The organism is Bacillus sp. XT-4, assembly GCF_050864245.1.
Lineage (GTDB): Bacteria > Bacillota > Bacilli > Bacillales > Bacillaceae > Bacillus > Bacillus altitudinis.
The window spans coordinates 43,548-66,067 of the sequence record NZ_JBPAFI010000010.1 but is presented as its reverse complement, the minus strand read 5'-3'; the positions used below and the strand labels follow the sequence as shown (position 1 = coordinate 66,067).

Sequence of the window (22,520 nt, the reverse complement as noted above, 5' to 3'; positions counted from 1 at the left end):
ATGGAAAAAGAGAAAAAAGGAGCGAGAGAAGTCGATCTCTTAGATATTGTCCAGTTTGTGGCACCGGGGACACCCCTGCGGGCAGGGATTGAAAACGTCCTAAGAGCCAATACTGGAGGGCTCATTGTTGTTGGTTATAACGATAAAGTGAAAAGTGTGGTAGATGGAGGATTTCATATTAATTCTGCATTCTCCCCAGCACATTTATATGAATTGGCGAAGATGGATGGGGCGATTATTTTAAGTGACTCTGGTCAAAAAATCTTGTATGCGAATACACAGCTCATGCCGGATGCAACCATTCATTCATCAGAAACAGGCATGAGACACCGAACGGCTGAACGTGTAGCAAAGCAGACAGGCTGCTTAATCATTGCCATTTCTGAACGTCGGAACGTGATTACCTTATACCAAGGGAATCGACGATATACGTTGAAAGATATTGGTTTTATTTTGACGAAGGCCAACCAAGCGATACAAACACTGGAGAAATATAAAACCATTTTAGATCATGCCATTTCTGCGTTAAGCGCCTTAGAATTTGAAGAGCTTGTGACCTTTGGTGATGTATTATCCGTGCTGCATCGTTATGAAATGGTACTTAGAATCAAAAATGAAATCAATATGTATATCAAAGAGCTTGGGACAGAAGGACACTTGATCCGTCTGCAAGTCAATGAGCTGATTACAGATATGGAGCAGGAAGCGGCTTTATTTATTAAAGATTACGTGAAAGAAAAGATCAAAGATCCATATGTGCTGCTGAAACAGCTCCAAGATATGTCGAGCTTTGAACTTTTAGATGACTCTATTTTGTACAAGTTACTCGGCTATCCAGCATCTACAAATATTGACGAATATGTGTACACTAGAGGTTACAGATTACTTCATAAAATCCCTAGACTACCTATGCCAATCGTTGAAAACGTGGTCGAAGCATTTGGTGTGCTAGATCGAATTATGGAAGCGGATGTACAAGATTTGGATGAAGTAGAAGGAATTGGAGAAGTAAGAGCGAAAAAGATAAAAAAAGGATTAAAAAGACTGCAAGAAAAACATTATATCGACCGTCAGCTATAAAAAGAGAAATTTTTCTTAAATACGGTTAAAAATGGATGAATATGGGTATATTAATGATGGTTTTGTTTTCTGTTCATGATGATAGGAAACTTAAGCATATATAAATGTCAGATGAAGGTGGATTGACAGATGAAAAATAAAGGAGGTGAAGGTATGTTAAAAAGAATCGTTCAGGCGTTTTTTATCATTTTCGGTGCAGTTGTAGGGATTTTTATCATTCCAGAGTTATTTCTGCTGTTAAATGTGAAGGACATACCTTTCATAACAAATGCTTACTCTTCAGCACTAATAGGAGCCGCTGTGTTCTTTATCATTGGTAAATGGTGCACAGGCTATGTGGTTAATTGGGTGAAATGGATCGAGGATTCTCTATTGAAGGCGCCTCTTCCTGATCTTATATCTGGAAGTTTCGGTTTAGTATTTGGACTTATTCTAGCATATCTTATTGTAAACGTGATCCCGCTAAACAATATCCCATATCATATTTTTGGTACCATTATTCCGATTTTCCTGGCTTTCTTTTTAGGATACCTTGGATTTCAGGTAGGGTTTAAGAAGAAGGATGAAATGATGGGGCTGTTCTCTCGATCTGCAAAGGTCACAAAGAAAAAAGGAGCAGCTGATGATGAACCTGAAATAGAAGATAAAAAGCTGAAAATTTTAGACACAAGTGTTATCATTGATGGAAGAATCGCAGATATTTGTCAAACTGGATTCCTAGAAGGTGTGATGGTCATTCCTCAATTTGTACTTGAGGAATTACAGCATATTGCCGACTCTTCTGATGTATTAAAGAGAAATAGAGGCCGAAGAGGTCTTGATATTTTAAATCGTATCCAAAAAGAACTGGATATTAAAGTTGAAATTTATGAAGGTGACTTTGAAGATATTCAAGAGGTTGACAGCAAGCTTGTGAAACTCGCTAAGTTAACTTCAGGTGTTGTTGTGACAAATGATTTTAATTTAAATAAAGTATGCGAACTTCAAAAAGTAGCAGTGTTAAACATCAATGATCTAGCCAATGCAGTCAAACCGGTTGTACTGCCTGGGGAAGAAATGAAGGTACAGGTCATCAAAGATGGGAAAGAGCATAACCAAGGTGTTGCTTACTTAGATGACGGTACGATGATTGTGGTCGAAGAAGGACGCAATTATATTGGAAAAGACATTGATGTGCTCGTCACGAGTGTGCTGCAAACTGCTGCTGGAAGAATGATTTTTGCGAAGCCAAAACTTCTGGAGAAGGCGCTCTAAAGGGAGAACGAACATGTATTATGAAGTAGTTATTCCGGCTGCGGGGCAGGGGAAGCGAATGAAGGCCGGCCGCAATAAACTTTTTATTGAATTGAAAAGAATGCCGGTCATCATCCACACACTGAAGGTGTTTGACGCTCATTCACAATGCAGACGCATGATCTTAGCGATCAATGAGGAAGAGCGTCGTGACTTTGAAAGGCTACTGAAGGTACACGCTTTTCAAACGCCTGTTTCACTTGTCACTGGCGGTGAAGAACGGCAGCAAAGTGTATACGAAGGATTGAAGGCTGTGCAAGATGCGGACATCGTGCTTGTTCATGATGGCGCAAGGCCTTTTATTAAGCATACACAGATTGACTTGCTCGTTAAAGCAGCGATTGAAAAAGGCTCCGCAGTCGTAGCGGTACCAGTGAAAGACACAATCAAACGCGTTCAAGAAGGCAAAGTGGAACAAACCATTGAACGTCAGAGCTTGTGGGCAGTCCAGACCCCACAAGCTTTTCGTCATTCTATTTTAAAAGAAGCGCATGAACATGCGGAGCGGACAGGCTTTCTTGGAACAGATGACGCCAGTCTTGTGGAACAATTACACGGTGAGAGTGTGTATATTGTCCAAGGAGACTATACCAATATTAAACTGACAACACCGGATGATTTATTGGTTGCCAAGGCAATTATGGATGCGGAAAGAGGGTACTAGAACATGTTTAGAATAGGACAAGGTTTTGATGTACATCAATTAACAGAGGGAAGACCTCTTATTATTGGCGGTGTGACGATCCCTTATGAAAAGGGTCTACTTGGGCATTCAGATGCGGATGTACTGCTTCATACTGTGGCGGATGCCTGCCTAGGTGCGATTGCAGAAGGAGATATCGGCAGACATTTCCCAGACACGGATCCGGAGTTTAAAGATGCAGACTCTTTTAAATTACTTCAGCACGTGTGGGCGCTTGTAAAAGAAAAAGGCTATACACTGGTGAATATCGATTGCACGATCATGGCGCAAAAACCAAAGATGGCACCATACATTCAGCCAATGTGTGAGAAAATCGCAGAAGCCCTTGAGGCAGATGTCACACAGGTGAATGTCAAAGCAACAACGACAGAGAAACTTGGATTTACAGGAAGAGGCGAAGGAATTGCCTCTCAAGCAACCGTACTTCTTCAGAAAAAGTAAAATCCGTTTTGATGAGAATGGGTTTTGATGATAAAATACGTTTATAAAAAATTGGTGTCAGACAACATGATGCAGATGAAAGGAAGTTAAACTCATGGGAAATGAAGTGCGTGTTCGTTATGCACCGAGTCCAACTGGTCATTTACATATTGGGAATGCTAGAACGGCTCTTTTCAACTATTTGTTCGCACGCAGCCAAGGCGGCAAATTTATTATTCGAATCGAGGATACGGATCAAAAGCGTAATGTAGAAGGCGGAGAAGAAAGTCAGCTTCGTCATTTGCAGTGGCTCGGAATTGATTGGGATGAGAGCATTGATAAAGATGGGGGCTACGGTCCTTACAGACAATCAGAGCGTAATGATATTTACAAAAAATATTATGACGAGCTGCTAGAGAAAGACTTGGCGTATAAGTGCTATTGTACGGCTGAAGAACTAGAAGAAGAGCGTGAAGCACAAATTGCCCGCAGTGAAATGCCGCGATACTCTGGTAAATGCAGTCATTTATCAAAAGAAGAAGAGGACAAGCTGATTGCTGAAGGAAGAGAGCCAAGCATCCGCTTCCGAGTGCCTAAAGGAGAAATCATAAAATTTGACGATATGGTCAAAGGCGAGATTTCATTTGAAACAGACGGCATCGGTGACTTTGTTATTGTGAAGAAAGATGGTACGCCAACGTATAACTTCGCTGTAGCGGTGGATGATCATTTGATGAAAATGACTCACATTCTTCGTGGTGAGGATCACATCTCGAATACACCTAAACAAATTATGGTCTTCAATGCATTTGGCTGGGATGTTCCGCTGTTCGGACATATGACGCTGATTGTAAACGAGAACCGCAAGAAATTAAGCAAGCGTGATGAATCAATTATCCAGTTCATCGAACAGTATAAGAACTTGGGCTATTTACCAGAAGCTTTGTTTAACTTCATTGCACTACTTGGGTGGTCTCCAGTTGGCGAAGAGGAACTATTTACAAAAGAGCAGTTCATCGATATTTTCGATGTCAATCGACTTTCTAAGTCACCAGCTCTATTTGATATGCATAAACTAAAATGGGTGAATAACCAATACGTAAAAGCACTTGATCTTGATCAAGTTGTGGCACTTACACTTCCACATCTTCAAAAGGCAGGCAAGGTAAGCGAGCAGCTGACAGAAGAAGAAAACACGTGGGTGCGCAAACTCATTTCTCTATACCACGAGCAATTGAGCTACGGAGCAGAAATTGTTGAGTTAACAGAGTTGTTCTTTAAGGAGCAAATTGAGTATAATCAAGAGGCAAAGGAAGTTCTTGCAGAAGAGCAAGTACCAGAAGTGATGGCTTCGTTTGCAGGTCAGCTTGAACGTCTAGAGTCTTTCACACCTGATGAAATCAAGGCTGCCATTAAAGCTGTGCAAAAAGAAACAGGGCATAAAGGCAAGAAACTATTCATGCCAATTCGTGTGGCTGTCACAGGACAAACGCATGGCCCAGAGCTTCCGCAAAGTATTGAACTACTAGGTAAAGAGACGGTATTAAACCGCATTAAACAAATATAAGGAAAATCGTTGCGAGGGAGAAGTACAATGTTTTCGCCTATCACAGAAAGAGTCTTCACCGGCTGAAAGAGACTTATGGGCAGACGTTGGAAATGCACCCTCAAGACCCTTGAGGAACACGTATGTTAGTATGCAAGGGCGGTACCCTCCGTTATGGGATGAAGTTGAGAAGGCTGCGAAATGAGGGCTTTCTAAACAGAGTGGAACCGCGTTTTCAAAACGTCTCTGTCATATGGCAGAGGCGTTTTTTATTTGTCCAAAAAAGAGAGTAAGTCCTAAGAGAGATTGATGGGGAAGAACGGGGGGAGCATGTGTTTTTCAAAATGCTGAAAGAAGATATTGATACTGTGTTTGATCAAGATCCTGCTGCTAGAAGCTATCTTGAAGTAGTGCTAACCTATTCAGGGCTTCATGCGATTTGGGCTCATCGTGTTGCGCATGCATTTTACAAGCGTAAGCTGTATTTTCTTGCGCGGATCATTTCTCAGGTCAGCCGGTTTTTCACAGGGGTTGAGATTCACCCAGCAGCAACCATCGGCCGGCGGTTCTTTATTGATCACGGCATGGGCGTCGTGATTGGGGAAACATGTGAAATTGGCGATAACGTCACTGTTTTCCAAGGCGTGACATTAGGGGGAACAGGGAAAGAAAAGGGAAAGCGGCATCCAACTATTTTGGACGATGCGCTGATTGCGACTGGTGCTAAGGTGCTCGGTTCCATTACCGTAGGAAAAGGGTCCAAGATTGGTGCGGGGTCTGTTGTGTTAAAAGACGTACCAGACCATTCTACTGTTGTAGGTATACCTGGGCGAGTGGTCGTTCAAAATGGAAAGAAAATCAATCGTGATCTCAATCATCAAGATTTGCCAGATCCCGTTTCTGATCGTTTCAAAGAATTGGAGCGAGAAATGGAAAAGCTAAAACGTGAGCTGGCTTCATTGAGCAGAAAGGAAGAACAATCATGACAATCAATATTTATAATACATTGACACGTAAGAAAGAAGAGTTTGTCCCACTTGAACCAGGAAAGGTGAAAATGTATGTATGCGGACCAACCGTGTATAACTACATTCATATCGGGAATGCAAGACCGGCCATTGTATATGACACGGTACGTAAGTATTTAGAATATAGCGGCTATGATGTGAATTTCGTATCCAACTTTACTGATGTGGATGATAAACTCATCAAAGCAGCAAATGAATTAGGCGAAGATGTCCCAACGATTGCTGATCGATTTATCCAAGCATACTTTGAGGACGTCAGTGCATTAGGCTGCAAAAAAGCAGACCTTCACCCGCGAGTGACAGAAAATATGGATGATATCATTGCGTTTATCGCCACATTGATTGAAAAAGGCTACGCCTATGAAGCAGATGGTGACGTGTATTACAGCACACGCTCATTTGAAGGCTACGGAAAACTGTCTCACCAATCGATTGATGAATTAAAGACAGGTGCCCGTATTCGTGTAGGTGAAAAGAAAAGGGATGCACTCGACTTTGCATTATGGAAGGCCGCAAAGGATCAGGAGATTTCTTGGGATAGCCCGTGGGGAGAAGGGCGGCCAGGCTGGCACATCGAGTGCTCTGCGATGGTCAAAAAATATTTAGGCGATACGATTGACATTCATGCTGGCGGACAGGATTTAACGTTCCCTCATCACGAGAATGAGATTGCTCAATCTGAGGCTTTGACAGGAAAACCTTTTGCGAAGTATTGGATGCATAACGGGTATATTAATATTGAGAATGAAAAAATGTCAAAATCACTTGGGAACTTTGTGCTCGTACATGACATTATTAAAGAACAAGATCCAGATGTGCTTCGTTTCTTTATGCTGTCGGTTCACTATCGTCATCCAATCAATTACTCCATTGACTTATTGGAAAGTACAAAGAGTGCATTTAACAGACTCAAAACATCTTATTCAAATCTACATCATCGCCTTGAGAGCAGTACCAATTTAACAGAGGATAACACTGAATGGCTGACAAAGATTGAAGAGCAGCGAGCGACATTTATTTCTGAAATGAATGATGATTTCAATACGGCAAATGCCATCTCTGTTTTATTTGAACTAGCGAAACAAGCGAATTACTATATGGAAAATGATCATACATCCGAGGAAGTGATCAAGGCATTTATTGGCTTGTTCCAAGAAATCACATCCGTCCTCGGCTTCTCACTAGAAGAAAAGCACACGCTTGACGAAGAGGTAGAAGCATTAATTGAGAAGCGGAATGAAGCTAGAAGGAATCGTGACTTCGCATTGTCTGATCAAATTCGTGACCAGCTAAAGAGCATGAATATTGTATTGGAGGACACTCCTCAAGGTACGCGCTGGAAAAGAGGAGAATAGGTCATGTTGAATTTTGAAAAGTTGAAAGACGGAAAACAGTTGAACGGACTTGCACTTGCTTATATGGGTGATGCCATTTTTGAAGTATACGTGAGGCATCACCTCCTCCAAACGGGGGCGACCAAACCAAATGAGCTTCATAAACGTGCAAGTAAGATCGTTTCAGCTAAATCTCAGGCCGCTATTTTATTTGAGCTTCAGCAGAAGGGCTTTTTCACAGAAGCGGAAGAAGCGGTGCTGAAAAGAGGAAGAAATGCAAAATCAGGCACAGTGCCTAAAAACACAGACGTTCAAACGTATCGTTATAGTACAGCGTTTGAAGCGCTCATGGGTTATTTATTTATTGAGAAGCAGGACGAACGCTTAGAAGAATTGATTAGTCAGGCGATTGAAATCGGAACGTCAGGGAGGAAGACAAATGAGTCAGCAACATGATTATGTGATTGGGAAAAATGCAGTGATTGAAACACTGAAGTCAGATCGGGAGTTATACAAGCTCTGGATGGCAGAAAACACTGTAAAAGGACAAGCCCAGCAGGTCATTGAACTCGCGAAAAAGCAAAATATCACCATTCAGTATGTTCCGAGGAAAAAGCTTGATCAGATGGTAACAGGTCAGCACCAGGGAATCGTTGCACAAGTAGCAGCATATGAATATGCAGAATTGGACGATCTGTATCAAATTGCTGAAAAGCGGAATGAACAACCATTTTTCATCATCTTAGATGAAATTGAAGATCCGCACAATTTAGGGTCGATCATGCGTACGGCCGATGCTGTTGGTGCACATGGAATCGTCATTCCAAAACGACGAGCGGTAGGCTTGACGACAACTGTTGCGAAAGCATCTACTGGAGCCATTGAACATATCCCGGTCGCAAAAGTAACCAATCTTTCCAGAGCTCTTGATGAAATGAAAGAAAGAGGAATCTGGGTCGCAGGAACAGATGCATCTGCGAAGCAGGACTACAGACAATTTGACGGCACGATGCCTCTCGCTCTTGTCATCGGCAGTGAAGGAAAAGGAATTGGCCGATTGATTAAGGAAAAATGTGATTTCTTGATTAAATTGCCAATGGCCGGGCAGGTCACTTCATTAAATGCATCAGTTGCCGCTAGTCTATTGATGTATGAAGTGTATCGAAAACGTTATCCGTTAGGAGAATAGAGATGGACATCCTCTTAGTCGATGGATACAACATGATAGGTGCATGGCCTCGTTTGCAGCACTTAAAAGAAAACAGCTTTGAAGAAGCCAGAGACGTGCTGATTCAACATTTAGCAGAATATCAAGCATATACAGGGTATCGAGTCATTGTCGTATTCGATGCCCATATGGTCAAAGGAATCGAAAAGAAGCGGACAAACCACCGAGTAGAGGTCATCTTTACAAGAGAAAATGAAACGGCTGATGAGCGGATTGAAAAACTGGCACAAGACTTGAATAACATTCGGACGCAAATTCATGTGGCGACCTCTGATTATACAGAACAATGGGCAATTTTTGGACAGGGTGCACTTCGTAAGTCAGCACGAGAGCTCTTAAGAGAGATAGAAGTGATTGAACGAAAGATTGAAACACGTGTCAAAAAGATTACTTCTGATAAACCAGCATCCAAAATTGAATTGTCAGAAGATGTATTGAAAACGTTTGAAAAATGGCGGCGGGGAAACTTGGAATAGCTTGACGATATTTCAACCATTATTGTATAATATTTCTATCTAGGTGCGGTCGGGGGGATCGAAGTGAATCTAAACAACAGCAAGGGTAAGTCCATCAGAGAGCAATTTTGCCAGTTGGAAGATGAACAAGTCATTGAAAGGGTTCATGTCGGAGATAGTGATGCGCTAGATTATTTAATAACGAAATACCGCAATTTTGTACGTGCGAAAGCAAGATCTTATTTCTTGATTGGAGCGGATCGAGAGGACATTGTCCAAGAGGGGATGATCGGACTTTATAAGTCTATCCGCGATTTCAGAGAGGACAAGCTTACTTCATTTAAGGCTTTTGCAGAATTATGTATTACCCGCCAAATTATCACCGCAATTAAAACAGCTACTCGCCAAAAACATATCCCGTTAAATTCCTATGTATCATTAGACAAGCCGATATACGATGAAGAATCGGACAGAACATTATTGGACGTCATTTCCGGTGCTAAAGCGCTTAACCCAGAAGATTTAATCATTAGCAAAGAAGAATTTGATGATATTGAAATGAAAATGGGTGAATTACTAAGCGAGCTGGAAAGAAAGGTACTTGTGCTTTATCTTGATGGTAGGTCCTATCAGGAGATTTCTGAAGATTTAAACCGTCATGTGAAATCAATTGATAACGCACTCCAAAGAGTAAAGAGAAAATTAGAGAAATATTTAGAGCTGCGCGAGATCAGTCTCTAATCAAACCTATATTGACAGCTTTTTCGACACTGTGATAAGGTACTAAGGAAATGATGTCGAGAAAATAGGTGTAAATATGAGGAAAAAGATTACTCTAGCCTGTAAAGACTGCGGAAGCCGCAATTATACGACAATGAAAAGTGTTGCTTCAGCAGCTGAAAGATTAGAAGTTAAGAAATATTGCAAGACTTGTAATTCACATAAAACACATTTAGAAACGAAGTAGGATTTGCGTTCTTTAATCTGTGGAGGTCTTTTACATGCGTATTATCAGTTTCTTAAAAAGTGTCGGGAAAGAAATGAAAAAGGTCAGCTGGCCAAAGAAAAACGAAATGGTCCGCTACACGATCACTGTTATTTTAACAGTCGTATTTTTTGCCATCTTTTTCTCTTTTCTTGATATAGGAATCTCACAATTAATCGAATTAATTCATTAATACTTGAATAATGGTCTGCTGAACGTGCTATAATAGATCATAATATGACTTGCCAAAAAACCCGTTTTACGGGTTTTTTCAATTGCTTGAAAATATTTACCGGTACTCGAGATTCGTCAAATAGACATTACGAAATGTGGGGAGGGAAGGACTAAATAGTCCTGAACGAAAATGGAAAAGAATTGGTATGTTGTGCATACGTACTCTGGCTATGAGAACAAAGTGAAAGCGAACTTGGAAAAGCGTGTTGAATCAATGGGCATGCAGGATAAAATTTTCCGCGTTGTTGTACCAGAAGAAGAAGAAACGGACATTAAAAACGGTAAGAAAAAAGTAGTGAAAAAGAAAGTATTCCCTGGATATGTGTTAGTAGAAATCGTCATGACTGACGATTCTTGGTATGTCGTTCGTAATACACCAGGTGTGACAGGATTCGTTGGATCAGCTGGATCAGGCTCTAAGCCGACAGCGTTATTACCTGGCGAAGCAGAAACCATTCTGAAGAGAATGGGGCTTGAAGAGCGCAAGACAGAAATCGACTTTGAACTTAAAGAAACAGTCAAGGTCATCGATGGACCATTTGCTAACTTCACAGGCTCTATCGAAGAGATTGATTATGATAAAAGCAAAGTCAAAGTATTCGTTAATATGTTTGGTAGAGAAACTCCTGTGGAACTTGAGTTCACACAGATCGATAAATTGTAATTTAAAAGAGCTTGAAATGAGTGTATAGAAGTGGTAATATAGCAAAGGTACGTCTTGAGTTCGCTCAAGATCGCTAGCTAGTTATTTCGTCATTCATATAAAGAATGAAGTTGTTGAGTGGGAGGGGGATTCCCCTATTACCACATCACGGACTTTAAGGAGGTGTGTCTCGTGGCTAAAAAAGTAGTTAAAGTTGTTAAATTGCAAATTCCTGCTGGAAAAGCTAACCCAGCTCCACCAGTTGGACCTGCACTAGGTCAAGCCGGTGTTAATATCATGGGATTCTGTAAGGAGTTTAACGCTCGTACAGCTGACCAAGCTGGTCTTATCATTCCTGTTGAAATTTCGGTTTTTGAAGACCGTTCATTTACATTTATTACTAAAACTCCACCTGCTGCAGTTTTACTTAAAAAAGCAGCTGGTATTGAGTCTGGTTCTGGTGAACCTAACCGTAATAAAGTGGCAACTGTTAAGCGTGATAAAGTACGCGAAATCGCGGAAACAAAAATGCCTGACTTAAACGCTGCTAGCGTTGAATCAGCTATGCGCATGGTTGAAGGTACTGCACGCAGTATGGGTATTGTCATCGAAGATTAATTTTTTGTCTTGTTGGGTTGCGAGTTTGGTTTTGACAAGTTCGCAACCCTTATTCGTGGGAGGTTATTCCGCTAAAACCACATAAGGAGGATTTTTATAATGGCTAAAAAAGGTAAAAAGTATGTAGAAGCTGCTAAGCTAATCGAACGTACTAAAGCGTATGATGTAGCTGAAGCTGTTTCTCTTACAAAAAAAGCAAATACAGCGAAATTTGATGCGACTGTAGAAGTTGCTTTTCGTTTGGGCGTAGACCCTCGTAAAAACGATCAACAAATCCGCGGTGCAGTTGTACTTCCTAACGGAACTGGTAAAACTCAACGCGTTCTTGTGTTCGCTAAAGGCGAAAAAGCAAAAGAAGCAGAAGCTGCTGGAGCAGACTACGTTGGAGATTCTGATTACATCACTAAAATCCAACAAGGCTGGTTCGAATTCGATGTAATCGTTGCGACACCTGACATGATGGGTGAAGTTGGTAAGATCGGTCGTGTACTTGGACCAAAAGGTCTTATGCCAAACCCTAAAACAGGAACTGTAACTTTCGAAGTAGAAAAAGCAATCAATGAAATCAAAGCTGGTAAAGTAGAATACCGCGTTGATAAAGCTGGTAACATCCACGCGCCAATCGGAAAGGTTTCTTTCGAGGACGAAAAGCTTGTTGAGAACTTTGCAACAATCTATGACACAATCCTTAAAGCAAAACCTGCAGCGGCTAAAGGTGTATACGTGAAAAACGTTTCTGTTACATCTACTATGGGCCCTGGCGTGAAAGTGGATCCATCTTCTTTCTCTGCAAAATAATTCTTGACTTATCACAACCGTTTTGATAATATCAAAATGTTGTAAAATAGAATAATCATTTATACCGTAGACAGCAGGGGCCTTATGGCTTAATTAACCCGCCGAGGTGTATATGTCACAGTCTTACGTTAACGTATGCTTGTATATGCAGCCTCCATGTCTTAATGGAGGCTTTTTATATGGAGAACCGTTCGTTAGGAACGTGATGGCCTGATCGGTATAAGTGTTACACAAAGAATGTACAGGAGGTGTAACCATGAGCAATGCAATCGATACTAAAAAAGTTGTCGTTGATGAAATTACTTCTAAATTTAAAGACAGTTTGTCTACTGTAATCGTAGATTACCGCGGTCTTTCAGTTTCTGAAGTGACTGAACTTCGTAAACAGCTTCGTGATGCTGGCGTAGAATTCAAAGTTTACAAAAACACTTTGACTCGCCGTGCAGTTGAACAAGTTGAACTAACGGGTTTAAACGATTTCTTAACAGGTCCAAACGCTATCGCATTCAGTAACGAAGATGTTATCGCACCTGCGAAAATCATCAACGAATTTGCGAAAAGCCACGAAGCTTTAGAAATCAAAGCTGGTGTTATCGAAGGAAACGTAGCGACTGTAGAAGAAGTGAAGGCTCTTGCGGAACTTCCGTCTCGCGAAGGCTTACTATCTATGTTGCTTAGCGTTCTTCAAGCTCCAGTTCGTAACCTTGCTCTTGCTACTAAAGCAGTTGCAGATCAAAAAGAAGAACAAGGCGCTTAATGCGTACTTGACGTAAAAAACTTAAAAATGGAGGAATTACAAATGGCTTTAAATATCGAAGAAATCATTGCTTCAGTTAAAGAAGCAACTGTACTTGAGTTAAACGACTTAGTAAAAGCAATCGAAGAAGAATTTGGCGTAACTGCTGCTGCTCCTGTAGCTGTAGCTGCTGGTGGCGGTGCTGCTGCTGAAGAAAAAACTGATTTTGATCTAGTACTTGCTGGTGCTGGAGACCAAAAAATCAAAGTTATCAAAGTGGTTCGTGAAATCACTGGTCTTGGCTTGAAAGAAGCTAAAGAACTTGTTGACAACACTCCAAAACCACTTAAAGAAGGTATTGCTAAAGAAGAAGCTGAAGAACTTAAAGCTAAGCTTGAAGAAGTTGGCGCTTCTGTAGAAGTTAAGTAATCTTCGCCTAATCTTTTGGGAAAGCTCGCTTTTACTGGCGGGCTTTTTCTTTTCTTATCTCCTGAAACGATTGAATCCAGAGGAGGTCCATTCACCATGAGTGACCACTATTATACGGAAAAGCCATCAGTGAAAAGCAATAAACAGACATGGGACTTCACCTTGAGAAACCGTAGCTTTACTTTTACAAGTGACAGTGGAGTGTTTTCTAAGAAAGAAGTCGACTATGGTTCGAGGCTTTTAATTGAAGCTTTTGAAGAACCTGACTTGGATGGCGACGTCTTAGATGTCGGTTGCGGTTATGGACCGATCGGCTTATCGTTAGCAAACGAAATGACAGGCCGCACCATTCATATGATTGATGTGAACGAAAGAGCAGTCGAACTTTCAAAGGAAAACGCTAAGCATAATCGCATTGATAATGTCCGCATCTATCAAAGTGATTTGTTCTCGAATGTTCATTCATCAGCTGCTTTTGCCTCTATACTGACCAATCCCCCAATACGGGCAGGGAAGAAAGTAGTACATGCGATCTTTGAAAAAAGTGCTGATCATTTATTGCCGGAAGGTGAGTTGTGGGTGGTTATTCAGAAAAAACAAGGTGGACCATCTGCGATTGAGAAATTAGAGCAACTTTTTGGAGAAGTGACGGTCGTTATGAAAAAAAAGGGCTACTATATTATCAAAGCTAAAAAAGTTTGACGCAGTTTCCTAGCTGTGTTAACATTATAAAATGCCAATGTGTATATTTTGCTTGATAGGCTTAAAAAACAACTATTTTGTATAAATTATGCATACTTGGGAAAACTAATAAAATCGGTATTTGTTTTTGGATGTGGTTTTCTTATTTTAGAAACCCTTTTTTCTTTTGTCTTGTAAAAGTATTTCTTTACTGACATTTGAAAGACAGAAATACTTTTTACACATATAATACGCATGATTTGAGGGGTGAATCAGTTGACAGGTCAACTAGTTCAGTATGGACGACACCGCCAGCGCAGAAGCTACGCACGCATAAGCGAAGTGTTAGAATTACCAAATCTCATTGAAATTCAAACCTCTTCTTATCAGTGGTTTCTTGATGAGGGTCTTAGAGAGATGTTTCAAGATATATCCCCAATTGAGGATTTTACTGGTAACCTTTCTCTTGAATTCATTGATTACAGCCTAGGGGATCCTAAGTATCCTGTAGCAGAATCAAAAGAACGTGATGTAACTTACTCTGCTCCACTAAGAGTAAAAGTTCGTTTAATTAACAAAGAAACTGGAGAAGTAAAAGACCAAGATGTGTTTATGGGTGATTTCCCAATCATGACAGACACAGGTACTTTTATCATTAATGGTGCGGAACGTGTAATCGTTTCTCAGTTAGTACGTTCTCCAAGTGTATATTTCAGTGGTAAAGTAGACAAAAACGGTAAAAAAGGTTTTACTGCGACTGTCATTCCAAACCGTGGCGCATGGTTAGAATACGAAACTGATGCGAAGGATGTAGTCTATGTACGCATCGATCGCACACGTAAGTTGCCGGTTACGGTTCTTTTGCGTGCTCTCGGCTTCAGCTCTGATCAAGAGATTCTTGACCTCATTGGCGAGAATGAATACTTACGCAACACGTTGGAAAAAGACAATACAGAGAATGCTGATAAAGCACTTCTCGAAATCTACGAGCGTCTTCGTCCTGGAGAGCCGCCAACTGTTGAAAATGCGAAAAGCTTGCTAGACTCTCGCTTCTTTGATCCGAAGAGATATGACTTAGCAAATGTTGGACGCTACAAGATTAATAAGAAGCTTCATATTAAAAATAGACTATTCAATCAAAAATTGGCTGAAACGCTAGTTGATCCTGAAACAGGTGAAATCCTAGCAGAAAAAGGTCAAATTTTAGATAGAAGAGTGCTTGATAAAGTTCTTCCATACTTAGAAAACGGCATCGGATTTAGAAAGCTTTATCCAAACGGTGGCGTAGTAGAGGATGAAGTAGAACTTCAATCTATCAAGATTTATGCACCAACTGATCAAGAAGGCGAGCAAGTGATCAACGTGATTGGTAATGCATATGTAGAGGAAGCTGTGAAGAACATCACGCCTTCTGACATCATTGCTTCAATCAGTTACTTCTTTAACCTACTTCATGGAGTAGGCGACACAGATGATATCGATCACCTTGGTAACCGTCGTCTGCGTTCTGTAGGTGAACTTCTGCAAAATCAATTCCGTATTGGTTTAAGCAGAATGGAGCGTGTTGTTCGTGAAAGAATGTCGATTCAAGACACGAACACGATCACACCTCAGCAGCTGATCAACATCCGTCCTGTGATCGCTTCTATCAAAGAGTTCTTTGGTAGCTCTCAGCTTTCTCAGTTCATGGATCAAACAAACCCGCTTGCTGAATTGACACACAAACGTCGTCTATCAGCGCTTGGACCGGGTGGTTTGACACGTGAGCGTGCAGGAATGGAAGTTCGTGACGTTCACTATTCTCACTATGGTCGTATGTGTCCGATTGAAACACCAGAGGGTCCAAACATTGGTTTGATCAACTCTCTATCTTCATTTGCGAAAGTGAATCGCTTCGGATTTATCGAAACACCTTACCGTCGGGTTGATCCTGAAACAGGTAAAGTGACGCCGAGAATCGATTACTTAACGGCTGATGAAGAGGATAATTACGTAGTAGCACAAGCGAACGCTATATTAGGTGAAGATGGTTCGTTTATTGATGATAATATCATTGCTCGTTTCAGAGGGGAAAACACCGTTGTTCCTCGAAACCGCGTTGACTACATGGACGTTTCGCCGAAGCAGGTTGTTTCTGCAGCGACAGCATGTATCCCATTCTTAGAAAACGATGACTCTAACCGTGCTCTAATGGGAGCAAACATGCAACGTCAGGCTGTGCCTTTGATGCAGCCGGAATCACCGATTGTTGGTACAGGTATGGAGTATGTATCAGGTAAAGACTCTGGTGCTGCTGTGATCTGCCGTTACCCAGGTGTTGTAGAACGTGTTGAAGCGAAAAATATTTGGGTTCGCCGTTATGAAGACGTTGACGGACAACAAGTCAAAGGAAACCTAGACAAATACAGCTTGCTGAAATTTGTCCGCTCTAACCAAGGGACTTGCTACAACCAGCGCCCAATTGTAAGTGTTGGAGATGAAGTCGTCAAAGGAGAAATCCTTGCAGACGGTCCTTCTATGGAAAAAGGTGAATTGGCTCTAGGACGTAACGTCATGGTCGGCTTCATGACTTGGGACGGTTACAACTATGAGGATGCGATCATTATGAGTGAGCGCCTTGTAAAAGATGACGTCTACACTTCTATTCATATTGAAGAATATGAATCAGAAGCTCGTGATACAAAGCTTGGACCAGAAGAAATTACGCGTGATATTCCAAACGTTGGGGAAGATGCTTTACGCAACCTTGACGAGCGTGGAATCATCCGTATTGGTGCAGAAGTAAAAGACGGAGACCTTCTTGTCGGGAAAGTAACGCCTAAAGGTGTAACAGAACTAACAGCTGAAGAACGTCTATTACATGCAATCTTCGGTGAAAAGGCTCGTGAAGTACGTGATACGTCTCTACGTGTACCACACGGCGGCGGCGGAATCATCCACGATGTCAAAGTCTTTAACCGTGAAGATGGAGATGAATTACCACCAGGTGTTAACCAGTTAGTCCGTGTATACATCGTTCAGAAGCGTAAAATTTCTGAAGGTGACAAAATGGCCGGACGACATGGTAACAAAGGGGTTATCTCCAAGATCCTTCCAGAAGAAGATATGCCGTATCTTCCAGATGGAACACCGATTGATATCATGTTAAACCCTCTAGGGGTACCATCTCGTATGAATATCGGTCAGGTACTTGAGCTTCATATGGGTATGGCTGCACGTTACCTAGGCATCCACATTGCGTCACCAGTATTTGATGGTGCTCGTGAGGAAGATGTTTGGGAAACGCTTGAAGAAGCAGGTATGTCCCGTGATGCGAAAACAGTCCTTTATGACGGTCGAACTGGTGAACCATTCGACAACCGTGTATCTGTTGGAATCATGTATATGATCAAACTGGCTCACATGGTTGACGATAAACTTCACGCACGTTCAACTGGACCATACTCACTTGTTACGCAACAGCCACTGGGCGGTAAAGCACAGTTTGGTGGACAGCGTTTCGGAGAGATGGAAGTATGGGCACTTGAAGCTTACGGTGCAGCATATACACTTCAAGAAATCTTAACTGTAAAATCGGATGACGTTGTGGGTCGTGTGAAAACATACGAAGCGATCGTCAAAGGGGATAACGTACCTGAACCAGGTGTCCCTGAATCATTCAAAGTATTAATTAAAGAACTTCAAAGTTTAGGTATGGATGTGAAAATTCTATCTGGCGATGAAGAAGAGATAGAAATGAGAGATTTAGAAGACGATGAGGAAACGAAGAAAGCAGACGGATTAGCGTTATCTAATGACGAAGATGCTGCAGACCTCGCGCCTGTCGATCTTGAACGTGACGCAGTCACAAAAGAATAGCAGAAACGATTAGAGCAAGTGACTAGGGTATAACCCGAAGATTAAAAGGGAGGTAGGCCCCTTGCTAGATGTGAACAATTTTGAGTATATGAACATCGGTCTCGCATCACCTGATAAAATCCGTTCTTGGTCTTTTGGTGAAGTGAAAAAGCCTGAAACGATTAACTATCGTACACTGAAACCGGAAAAAGATGGTCTCTTTTGTGAACGTATCTTCGGACCGCAAAAAGACTGGGAATGTCATTGTGGAAAGTATAAACGCGTTCGTTATAAGGGTGTTGTATGTGACCGTTGTGGTGTAGAAGTAACACGGGCAAAAGTCCGTCGTGAGAGAATGGGGCATATCGAACTGGCTGCCCCAGTTTCCCACATTTGGTATTTCAAAGGTATCCCAAGCCGTATGGGTCTTGTTCTAGATATGTCACCACGTGCGTTAGAAGAAGTGATTTACTTCGCTTCTTACGTCGTGACTGATCCGGGCAACACACCGCTTGAGAAGAAACAACTTCTTTCTGAGAAAGAATTCCGTGCTTATTTAGATAAATACGGTAACACCTTCCAAGCAGCTATGGGTGCAGAAGCAATTAACAAACTTCTTCAAGATATCGATCTTGTGAAAGAAGTAGATACACTCAAAGAAGAGCTAAAAACAGCTCAAGGACAGCGTCGTACACGTGCGATCAAACGCCTTGAAGTGTTGGAAGCTTTCCGTAACTCAGGAAACAAACCGTCTTGGATGATCCTTGATGTGCTTCCGGTTATTCCACCAGAATTACGTCCAATGGTTCAGCTTGATGGCGGACGTTTTGCTACTTCTGACTTGAACGACCTTTATCGTCGTGTCATCAACCGTAACAATCGTCTGAAACGTTTATTAGATCTTGGCGCGCCAAGCATCATCGTACAGAACGAGAAGCGTATGCTTCAAGAAGCTGTCGATGCCTTGATTGATAATGGACGTAGAGGCCGACCAGTAACAGGACCAGGAAATAGACCATTGAAATCTCTTTCTCACATGCTGAAAGGGAAACAAGGACGTTTCCGTCAAAACTTGCTTGGTAAACGTGTTGACTATTCTGGACGTTCCGTTATCGTCGTTGGACCACATTTGAAAATGTATCAGTGTGGACTTCCGAAAGAAATGGCTCTTGAACTATTCAAACCATTCGTGATGAAGGAGCTTGTTGAAAAAGGATTAGCTCACAACATTAAGAGCGCGAAACGTAAGATTGAGCGCGTGCAGCCGGAAGTTTGGGATGTTTTAGAATCAGTAATTCGTGAGCATCCAGTTTTACTAAACCGTGCACCAACTCTTCACAGACTTGGTATTCAAGCGTTTGAACCTACACTTGTGGAAGGACGCGCAATTCGTCTGCATCCACTTGTATGTACTGCCTACAACGCTGACTTTGATGGTGACCAAATGGCGGTTCACGTACCATTATCTGCTGAAGCTCAAGCTGAAGCTCGTATCTTAATGCTTGCTGCTCAAAACATTTTGAACCCGAAAGATGGAAAACCTGTTGTTACGCCATCTCAGGATATGGTGCTTGGTAACTATTACCTTACACTTGAGCGTAAAGGTGCTATCGGAGAAGGTATGGTCTTCAAAGATACGGATGAAGCCCTTCTTGCTTATCAAAATGGGTATGTACATCTTCATACACGTGTAGCTGTTGCAGCTAGCTCGTTGAAGAACGTTACATTCACTGATGAACAGCGTTCTAAATTGTTGATTACAACAGTTGGAAAATTGATCTTTAACGAAATCTTACCGGAATCATTCCCATACATGAATGAACCGACTAAGAGCAATATTGAAGAAAAAACGCCTGATCGTTTCTTCCTTGAAAAAGGTGAGGATGTCAAAGCTGCGATCGAGAAACAAGAAATCAATGCGCCGTTCAAAAAAGGTATTTTAGGTAAAATCATTGCTGAAATCTTTAAGAGATTCCATATCACTGAAACATCTAAAATGCTTGACCGCATGAAAAATCTTGGTTTCAGATATTCTACTAAAGCCGGTATTACGGTTGGTGTATCTGATATCGTGGTACTAGACGATAAACAAAAAATCCTTGAAGAAGCACAAGCAAAAGTAGATAACGTCATGAAGCAATTCAGACGTGGTTTGATTACAGAAGAAGAGCGTTATGAGAGAGTCATTTCAATCTGGAGTTCTTCTAAAGATGTCATCCAAGGTAAACTGATGAAGTCCCTTGATGAAGTCAACCCAATCTACATGATGAGTGACTCTGGAGCGCGTGGTAACGCATCTAACTTCACTCAGCTGGCTGGTATGCGTGGTCTGATGGCCAACCCGGCTGGACGTATCATTGAACTTCCGATTAAATCTAGTTTCCGTGAAGGTTTAACAGTATTGGAATACTTTATTTCCACTCACGGAGCGCGTAAAGGTCTTGCCGATACAGCTCTTAAAACAGCTGACTCAGGTTACCTCACGCGTCGTCTCGTTGACGTTGCACAGGATGTTATCATCCGTGAAACAGATTGCGGTACAGACCGTGGAATCTTGGCGAAGTCCATTAAAGAAGGAAATGAAATTATTGAGAAACTTGAAGAACGTCTGATCGGACGTTTTGCAAGAAAACCAATTATTCATCCTGAAACGGGCGAAGTCATTGTTGGCGAAAACGAACTAATTGATGAAGATAAAGCACTTGAAGTGGTTGAAGCAGGAATCGAGGAAGTATGGATCCGTTCTGCATTTACATGTAACACGCCTCATGGTGTATGTAAACGATGCTACGGCCGTAACCTTGCAACTGGTACAGACGTTGAAGTCGGTGAAGCAGTTGGAATCATCGCTGCACAATCGATCGGTGAGCCAGGAACACAGCTTACAATGCGTACGTTCCACACCGGTGGTGTAGCAGGAGACGATATCACTCAAGGTTTACCTCGTATCCAAGAGTTATTTGAAGCGCGTAATCCGAAAGGGCAGGCAACCATTTCTGAAATTGATGGTGTCGTTGCTGAAATTAACGATGTTCGTGACAAGCAGCAGGAAATTGTGGTTCAAGGCGAAGTTGAAACTCGCTCTTACACAGCTCCTTACAATGCACGTCTGAAAGTTGTTGAAGGTGACAAAGTCACTCGAGGTCAAGTACTGACAGAAGGTTCAATCGATCCGAAAGAACTTCTTAAAGTGACTGATATGACAGCTGTTCAAGAATATCTGCTTCATGAAGTACAAAAAGTATACCGTATGCAAGGGGTAGAAATCGGAGATAAGCACGTAGAAGTAATGGTTCGCCAAATGCTTCGTAAAGTGCGTGTCGCTGATGCAGGGGATACAGATGTATTACCAGGCACACTTCTTGATGTACACCAATTCACAGAAGCGAACAAAAAAGTACTATTCGAAGGCAAACGTCCTGCAACGGGCCGTCCAGTTCTTCTTGGTATTACAAAAGCATCGCTTGAAACAGACTCATTCTTGTCTGCAGCATCCTTCCAAGAAACGACTCGTGTCCTAACAGATGCGGCGATCAAAGGAAAACGTGATGAACTGCTTGGCTTGAAAGAGAATGTCATCATCGGTAAACTTGTTCCTGCTGGAACTGGAATGCCAAACTACCGTAAAGTTAAGCCGGTTTCACAAGTGCAGCCGTCTGACGACATGGTTCCTGTAGAGTAATCTTTCTCTTAAGATTTCTATAAAAATCATCAAAAAATGGTGAAGGATGTCAAGATAATCTGTCAAACGATATTGACATCCTTCTGCCATGATGATAATATAACCAAGGTGCTCAAAATAAAACCTGTTACTTTGGAGGATATTCGATGTCTTATGATAAAGTATCACAGGCTCAATCCATTATTATTGGTACGAAGCAAACAGTAAAAGCTCTGAAACGAGATTCAGTGAAGGAAATCGTCGTAGCGAAAGATGCTGATCCTGCTTTAACCGCTAGTGTAATGAAACTAGCGCAAGAGAAGGGTGTAGACATTTTAGTGGTAGATTCCATGAAAAAGCTCGGCAAGGCCTGCGGAATTGAAGTTGGGGCAGCAGCTGTTGCCATTATGTTATAGCGTACTTGTTTTGTTTTTGCATGCTTAAAATGCAAAAGCATTGTTTTTTGCCTTTTGATGAACCACCTGGGTATGTGGGTTATAAAAAAAGTAATGAAGGGAGGAATAACAACATGCCTACAATTAATCAGCTAATACGCAAAGGACGCGTGAGTAAAGTTGAAAACTCAAAGTCTCCTGCACTTAACAAAGGATACAACAGTTTCAAAAAAGAGCACACTAACGTAACATCTCCACAGAAGCGCGGGGTTTGTACTCGTGTCGGTACAATGACACCGAAAAAACCAAACTCAGCACTACGTAAATATGCTCGTGTACGTTTGTCTAACCTGATTGAGGTAACAGCTTACATTCCTGGTATCGGACATAACCTACAAGAGCACAGTGTAGTACTT

At 41.6% G+C, this 22,520-nt stretch carries 23 protein-coding genes and 2 other annotated features; all 23 genes read left to right on the top strand.

What is annotated here, in order from left to right; translation table 11 throughout:
* Positions 1 to 1,080, top strand: coding sequence for a DNA integrity scanning diadenylate cyclase DisA (gene disA, locus ACRRMM_RS18270; RefSeq protein ID WP_007496267.1), 1,080 nt, complete (start codon positions 1 to 3; stop codon positions 1,078 to 1,080).
* 153 nt (positions 1,081 to 1,233) lie between these two features.
* On the top strand, positions 1,234 to 2,334 hold the full coding sequence (locus tag ACRRMM_RS18265; RefSeq protein ID WP_003217214.1) for a PIN/TRAM domain-containing protein: 1,101 nt from the start codon (positions 1,234 to 1,236) through the stop codon (positions 2,332 to 2,334).
* 13 nt (positions 2,335 to 2,347) lie between these two features.
* Positions 2,348 to 3,037 carry a 2-C-methyl-D-erythritol 4-phosphate cytidylyltransferase gene (ispD, locus tag ACRRMM_RS18260; protein ID WP_008345432.1) on the top strand — a complete coding sequence of 230 codons (690 nt, stop codon included), beginning with the start codon at positions 2,348 to 2,350 and terminating at the stop codon, positions 3,035 to 3,037.
* A 3-nt stretch (positions 3,038 to 3,040) separates the two neighbouring features.
* Positions 3,041 to 3,517: a 2-C-methyl-D-erythritol 2,4-cyclodiphosphate synthase gene (gene ispF / locus ACRRMM_RS18255; protein ID WP_007496273.1), complete on the top strand. Its 477-nt coding sequence runs from the start codon at positions 3,041 to 3,043 to the stop codon at positions 3,515 to 3,517.
* Between the two features lie 94 nt (positions 3,518 to 3,611).
* A complete protein-coding gene (gene gltX, locus ACRRMM_RS18250; protein WP_007496275.1) occupies positions 3,612 to 5,063 on the top strand; it encodes a glutamate--tRNA ligase in 1,452 nt (483 codons plus the stop codon).
* Positions 5,064 to 5,293: a binding site (T-box leader), on the top strand.
* 81 nt (positions 5,294 to 5,374) lie between these two features.
* Positions 5,375 to 6,028, top strand: coding sequence for a serine O-acetyltransferase (gene cysE / locus ACRRMM_RS18245; protein ID WP_017366453.1), 654 nt, complete (start codon positions 5,375 to 5,377; stop codon positions 6,026 to 6,028).
* A complete protein-coding gene (gene cysS, locus ACRRMM_RS18240) occupies positions 6,025 to 7,425 on the top strand; it encodes a cysteine--tRNA ligase (protein WP_008345429.1) in 1,401 nt (466 codons plus the stop codon). Before cysE ends, cysS begins: the two co-directional genes overlap by 4 nt.
* A gap of 3 nt (positions 7,426 to 7,428) precedes the next feature.
* Complete coding sequence (locus ACRRMM_RS18235) at positions 7,429 to 7,860, top strand: Mini-ribonuclease 3 (RefSeq protein WP_008345428.1); 432 nt, start codon at positions 7,429 to 7,431, stop codon at positions 7,858 to 7,860.
* On the top strand, positions 7,844 to 8,593 hold the full coding sequence (gene rlmB / locus ACRRMM_RS18230; protein ID WP_008345427.1) for a 23S rRNA (guanosine(2251)-2'-O)-methyltransferase RlmB: 750 nt from the start codon (positions 7,844 to 7,846) through the stop codon (positions 8,591 to 8,593). Before ACRRMM_RS18235 ends, rlmB begins: the two co-directional genes overlap by 17 nt.
* A gap of 2 nt (positions 8,594 to 8,595) precedes the next feature.
* The gene (gene rae1, locus ACRRMM_RS18225; protein WP_007496285.1) at positions 8,596 to 9,108 is read left to right on the top strand and encodes a ribosome-dependent mRNA decay endonuclease Rae1/YacP; all 513 of its coding nucleotides are present in this window, start codon (positions 8,596 to 8,598) and stop codon (positions 9,106 to 9,108) included.
* A gap of 63 nt (positions 9,109 to 9,171) precedes the next feature.
* Entirely contained in the window at positions 9,172 to 9,828 is a 657-nt protein-coding gene (gene sigH, locus ACRRMM_RS18220; protein ID WP_008345424.1) for an RNA polymerase sporulation sigma factor SigH, read from the top strand.
* A gap of 76 nt (positions 9,829 to 9,904) precedes the next feature.
* Positions 9,905 to 10,054: a 50S ribosomal protein L33 gene (rpmG, locus tag ACRRMM_RS18215; protein WP_008356502.1), complete on the top strand. Its 150-nt coding sequence runs from the start codon at positions 9,905 to 9,907 to the stop codon at positions 10,052 to 10,054.
* A 34-nt stretch (positions 10,055 to 10,088) separates the two neighbouring features.
* Positions 10,089 to 10,265: a preprotein translocase subunit SecE gene (secE, locus tag ACRRMM_RS18210; RefSeq protein ID WP_008345422.1), complete on the top strand. Its 177-nt coding sequence runs from the start codon at positions 10,089 to 10,091 to the stop codon at positions 10,263 to 10,265.
* A gap of 171 nt (positions 10,266 to 10,436) precedes the next feature.
* Positions 10,437 to 10,970 (top strand): transcription termination/antitermination protein NusG, encoded by a 534-nt coding sequence (gene nusG, locus ACRRMM_RS18205; protein ID WP_003217197.1) that lies wholly within the window; start codon positions 10,437 to 10,439, stop codon positions 10,968 to 10,970.
* A 171-nt stretch (positions 10,971 to 11,141) separates the two neighbouring features.
* Positions 11,142 to 11,567: a 50S ribosomal protein L11 gene (gene rplK / locus ACRRMM_RS18200; protein ID WP_003216956.1), complete on the top strand. Its 426-nt coding sequence runs from the start codon at positions 11,142 to 11,144 to the stop codon at positions 11,565 to 11,567.
* Positions 11,568 to 11,666: 99 nt separating this feature from the next.
* Positions 11,667 to 12,365 (top strand): 50S ribosomal protein L1, encoded by a 699-nt coding sequence (gene rplA, locus ACRRMM_RS18195; RefSeq protein WP_007496292.1) that lies wholly within the window; start codon positions 11,667 to 11,669, stop codon positions 12,363 to 12,365.
* A gap of 46 nt (positions 12,366 to 12,411) precedes the next feature.
* Positions 12,412 to 12,552, top strand: a sequence feature (ribosomal protein L10 leader region).
* Positions 12,553 to 12,621: 69 nt separating this feature from the next.
* Entirely contained in the window at positions 12,622 to 13,122 is a 501-nt protein-coding gene (rplJ, locus tag ACRRMM_RS18190; RefSeq protein ID WP_007496293.1) for a 50S ribosomal protein L10, read from the top strand.
* A 42-nt stretch (positions 13,123 to 13,164) separates the two neighbouring features.
* A complete protein-coding gene (gene rplL, locus ACRRMM_RS18185) occupies positions 13,165 to 13,530 on the top strand; it encodes a 50S ribosomal protein L7/L12 (protein ID WP_008345418.1) in 366 nt (121 codons plus the stop codon).
* A gap of 96 nt (positions 13,531 to 13,626) precedes the next feature.
* On the top strand, positions 13,627 to 14,232 hold the full coding sequence (locus tag ACRRMM_RS18180; RefSeq protein ID WP_007496296.1) for a class I SAM-dependent methyltransferase: 606 nt from the start codon (positions 13,627 to 13,629) through the stop codon (positions 14,230 to 14,232).
* Positions 14,233 to 14,487: 255 nt separating this feature from the next.
* The gene (gene rpoB, locus ACRRMM_RS18175; RefSeq protein ID WP_007496297.1) at positions 14,488 to 18,069 is read left to right on the top strand and encodes a DNA-directed RNA polymerase subunit beta; all 3,582 of its coding nucleotides are present in this window, start codon (positions 14,488 to 14,490) and stop codon (positions 18,067 to 18,069) included.
* 61 nt (positions 18,070 to 18,130) lie between these two features.
* Positions 18,131 to 21,730, top strand: coding sequence for a DNA-directed RNA polymerase subunit beta' (gene rpoC, locus ACRRMM_RS18170; RefSeq protein WP_017366455.1), 3,600 nt, complete (start codon positions 18,131 to 18,133; stop codon positions 21,728 to 21,730).
* A 146-nt stretch (positions 21,731 to 21,876) separates the two neighbouring features.
* A complete protein-coding gene (locus ACRRMM_RS18165; RefSeq protein WP_008345416.1) occupies positions 21,877 to 22,125 on the top strand; it encodes a 50S ribosomal protein L7ae-like protein in 249 nt (82 codons plus the stop codon).
* Positions 22,126 to 22,238: 113 nt separating this feature from the next.
* Positions 22,239 to 22,520: 30S ribosomal protein S12 (gene rpsL, locus ACRRMM_RS18160; protein ID WP_419251136.1), on the top strand; the 282-nt coding region annotated here is incomplete at its 3' end.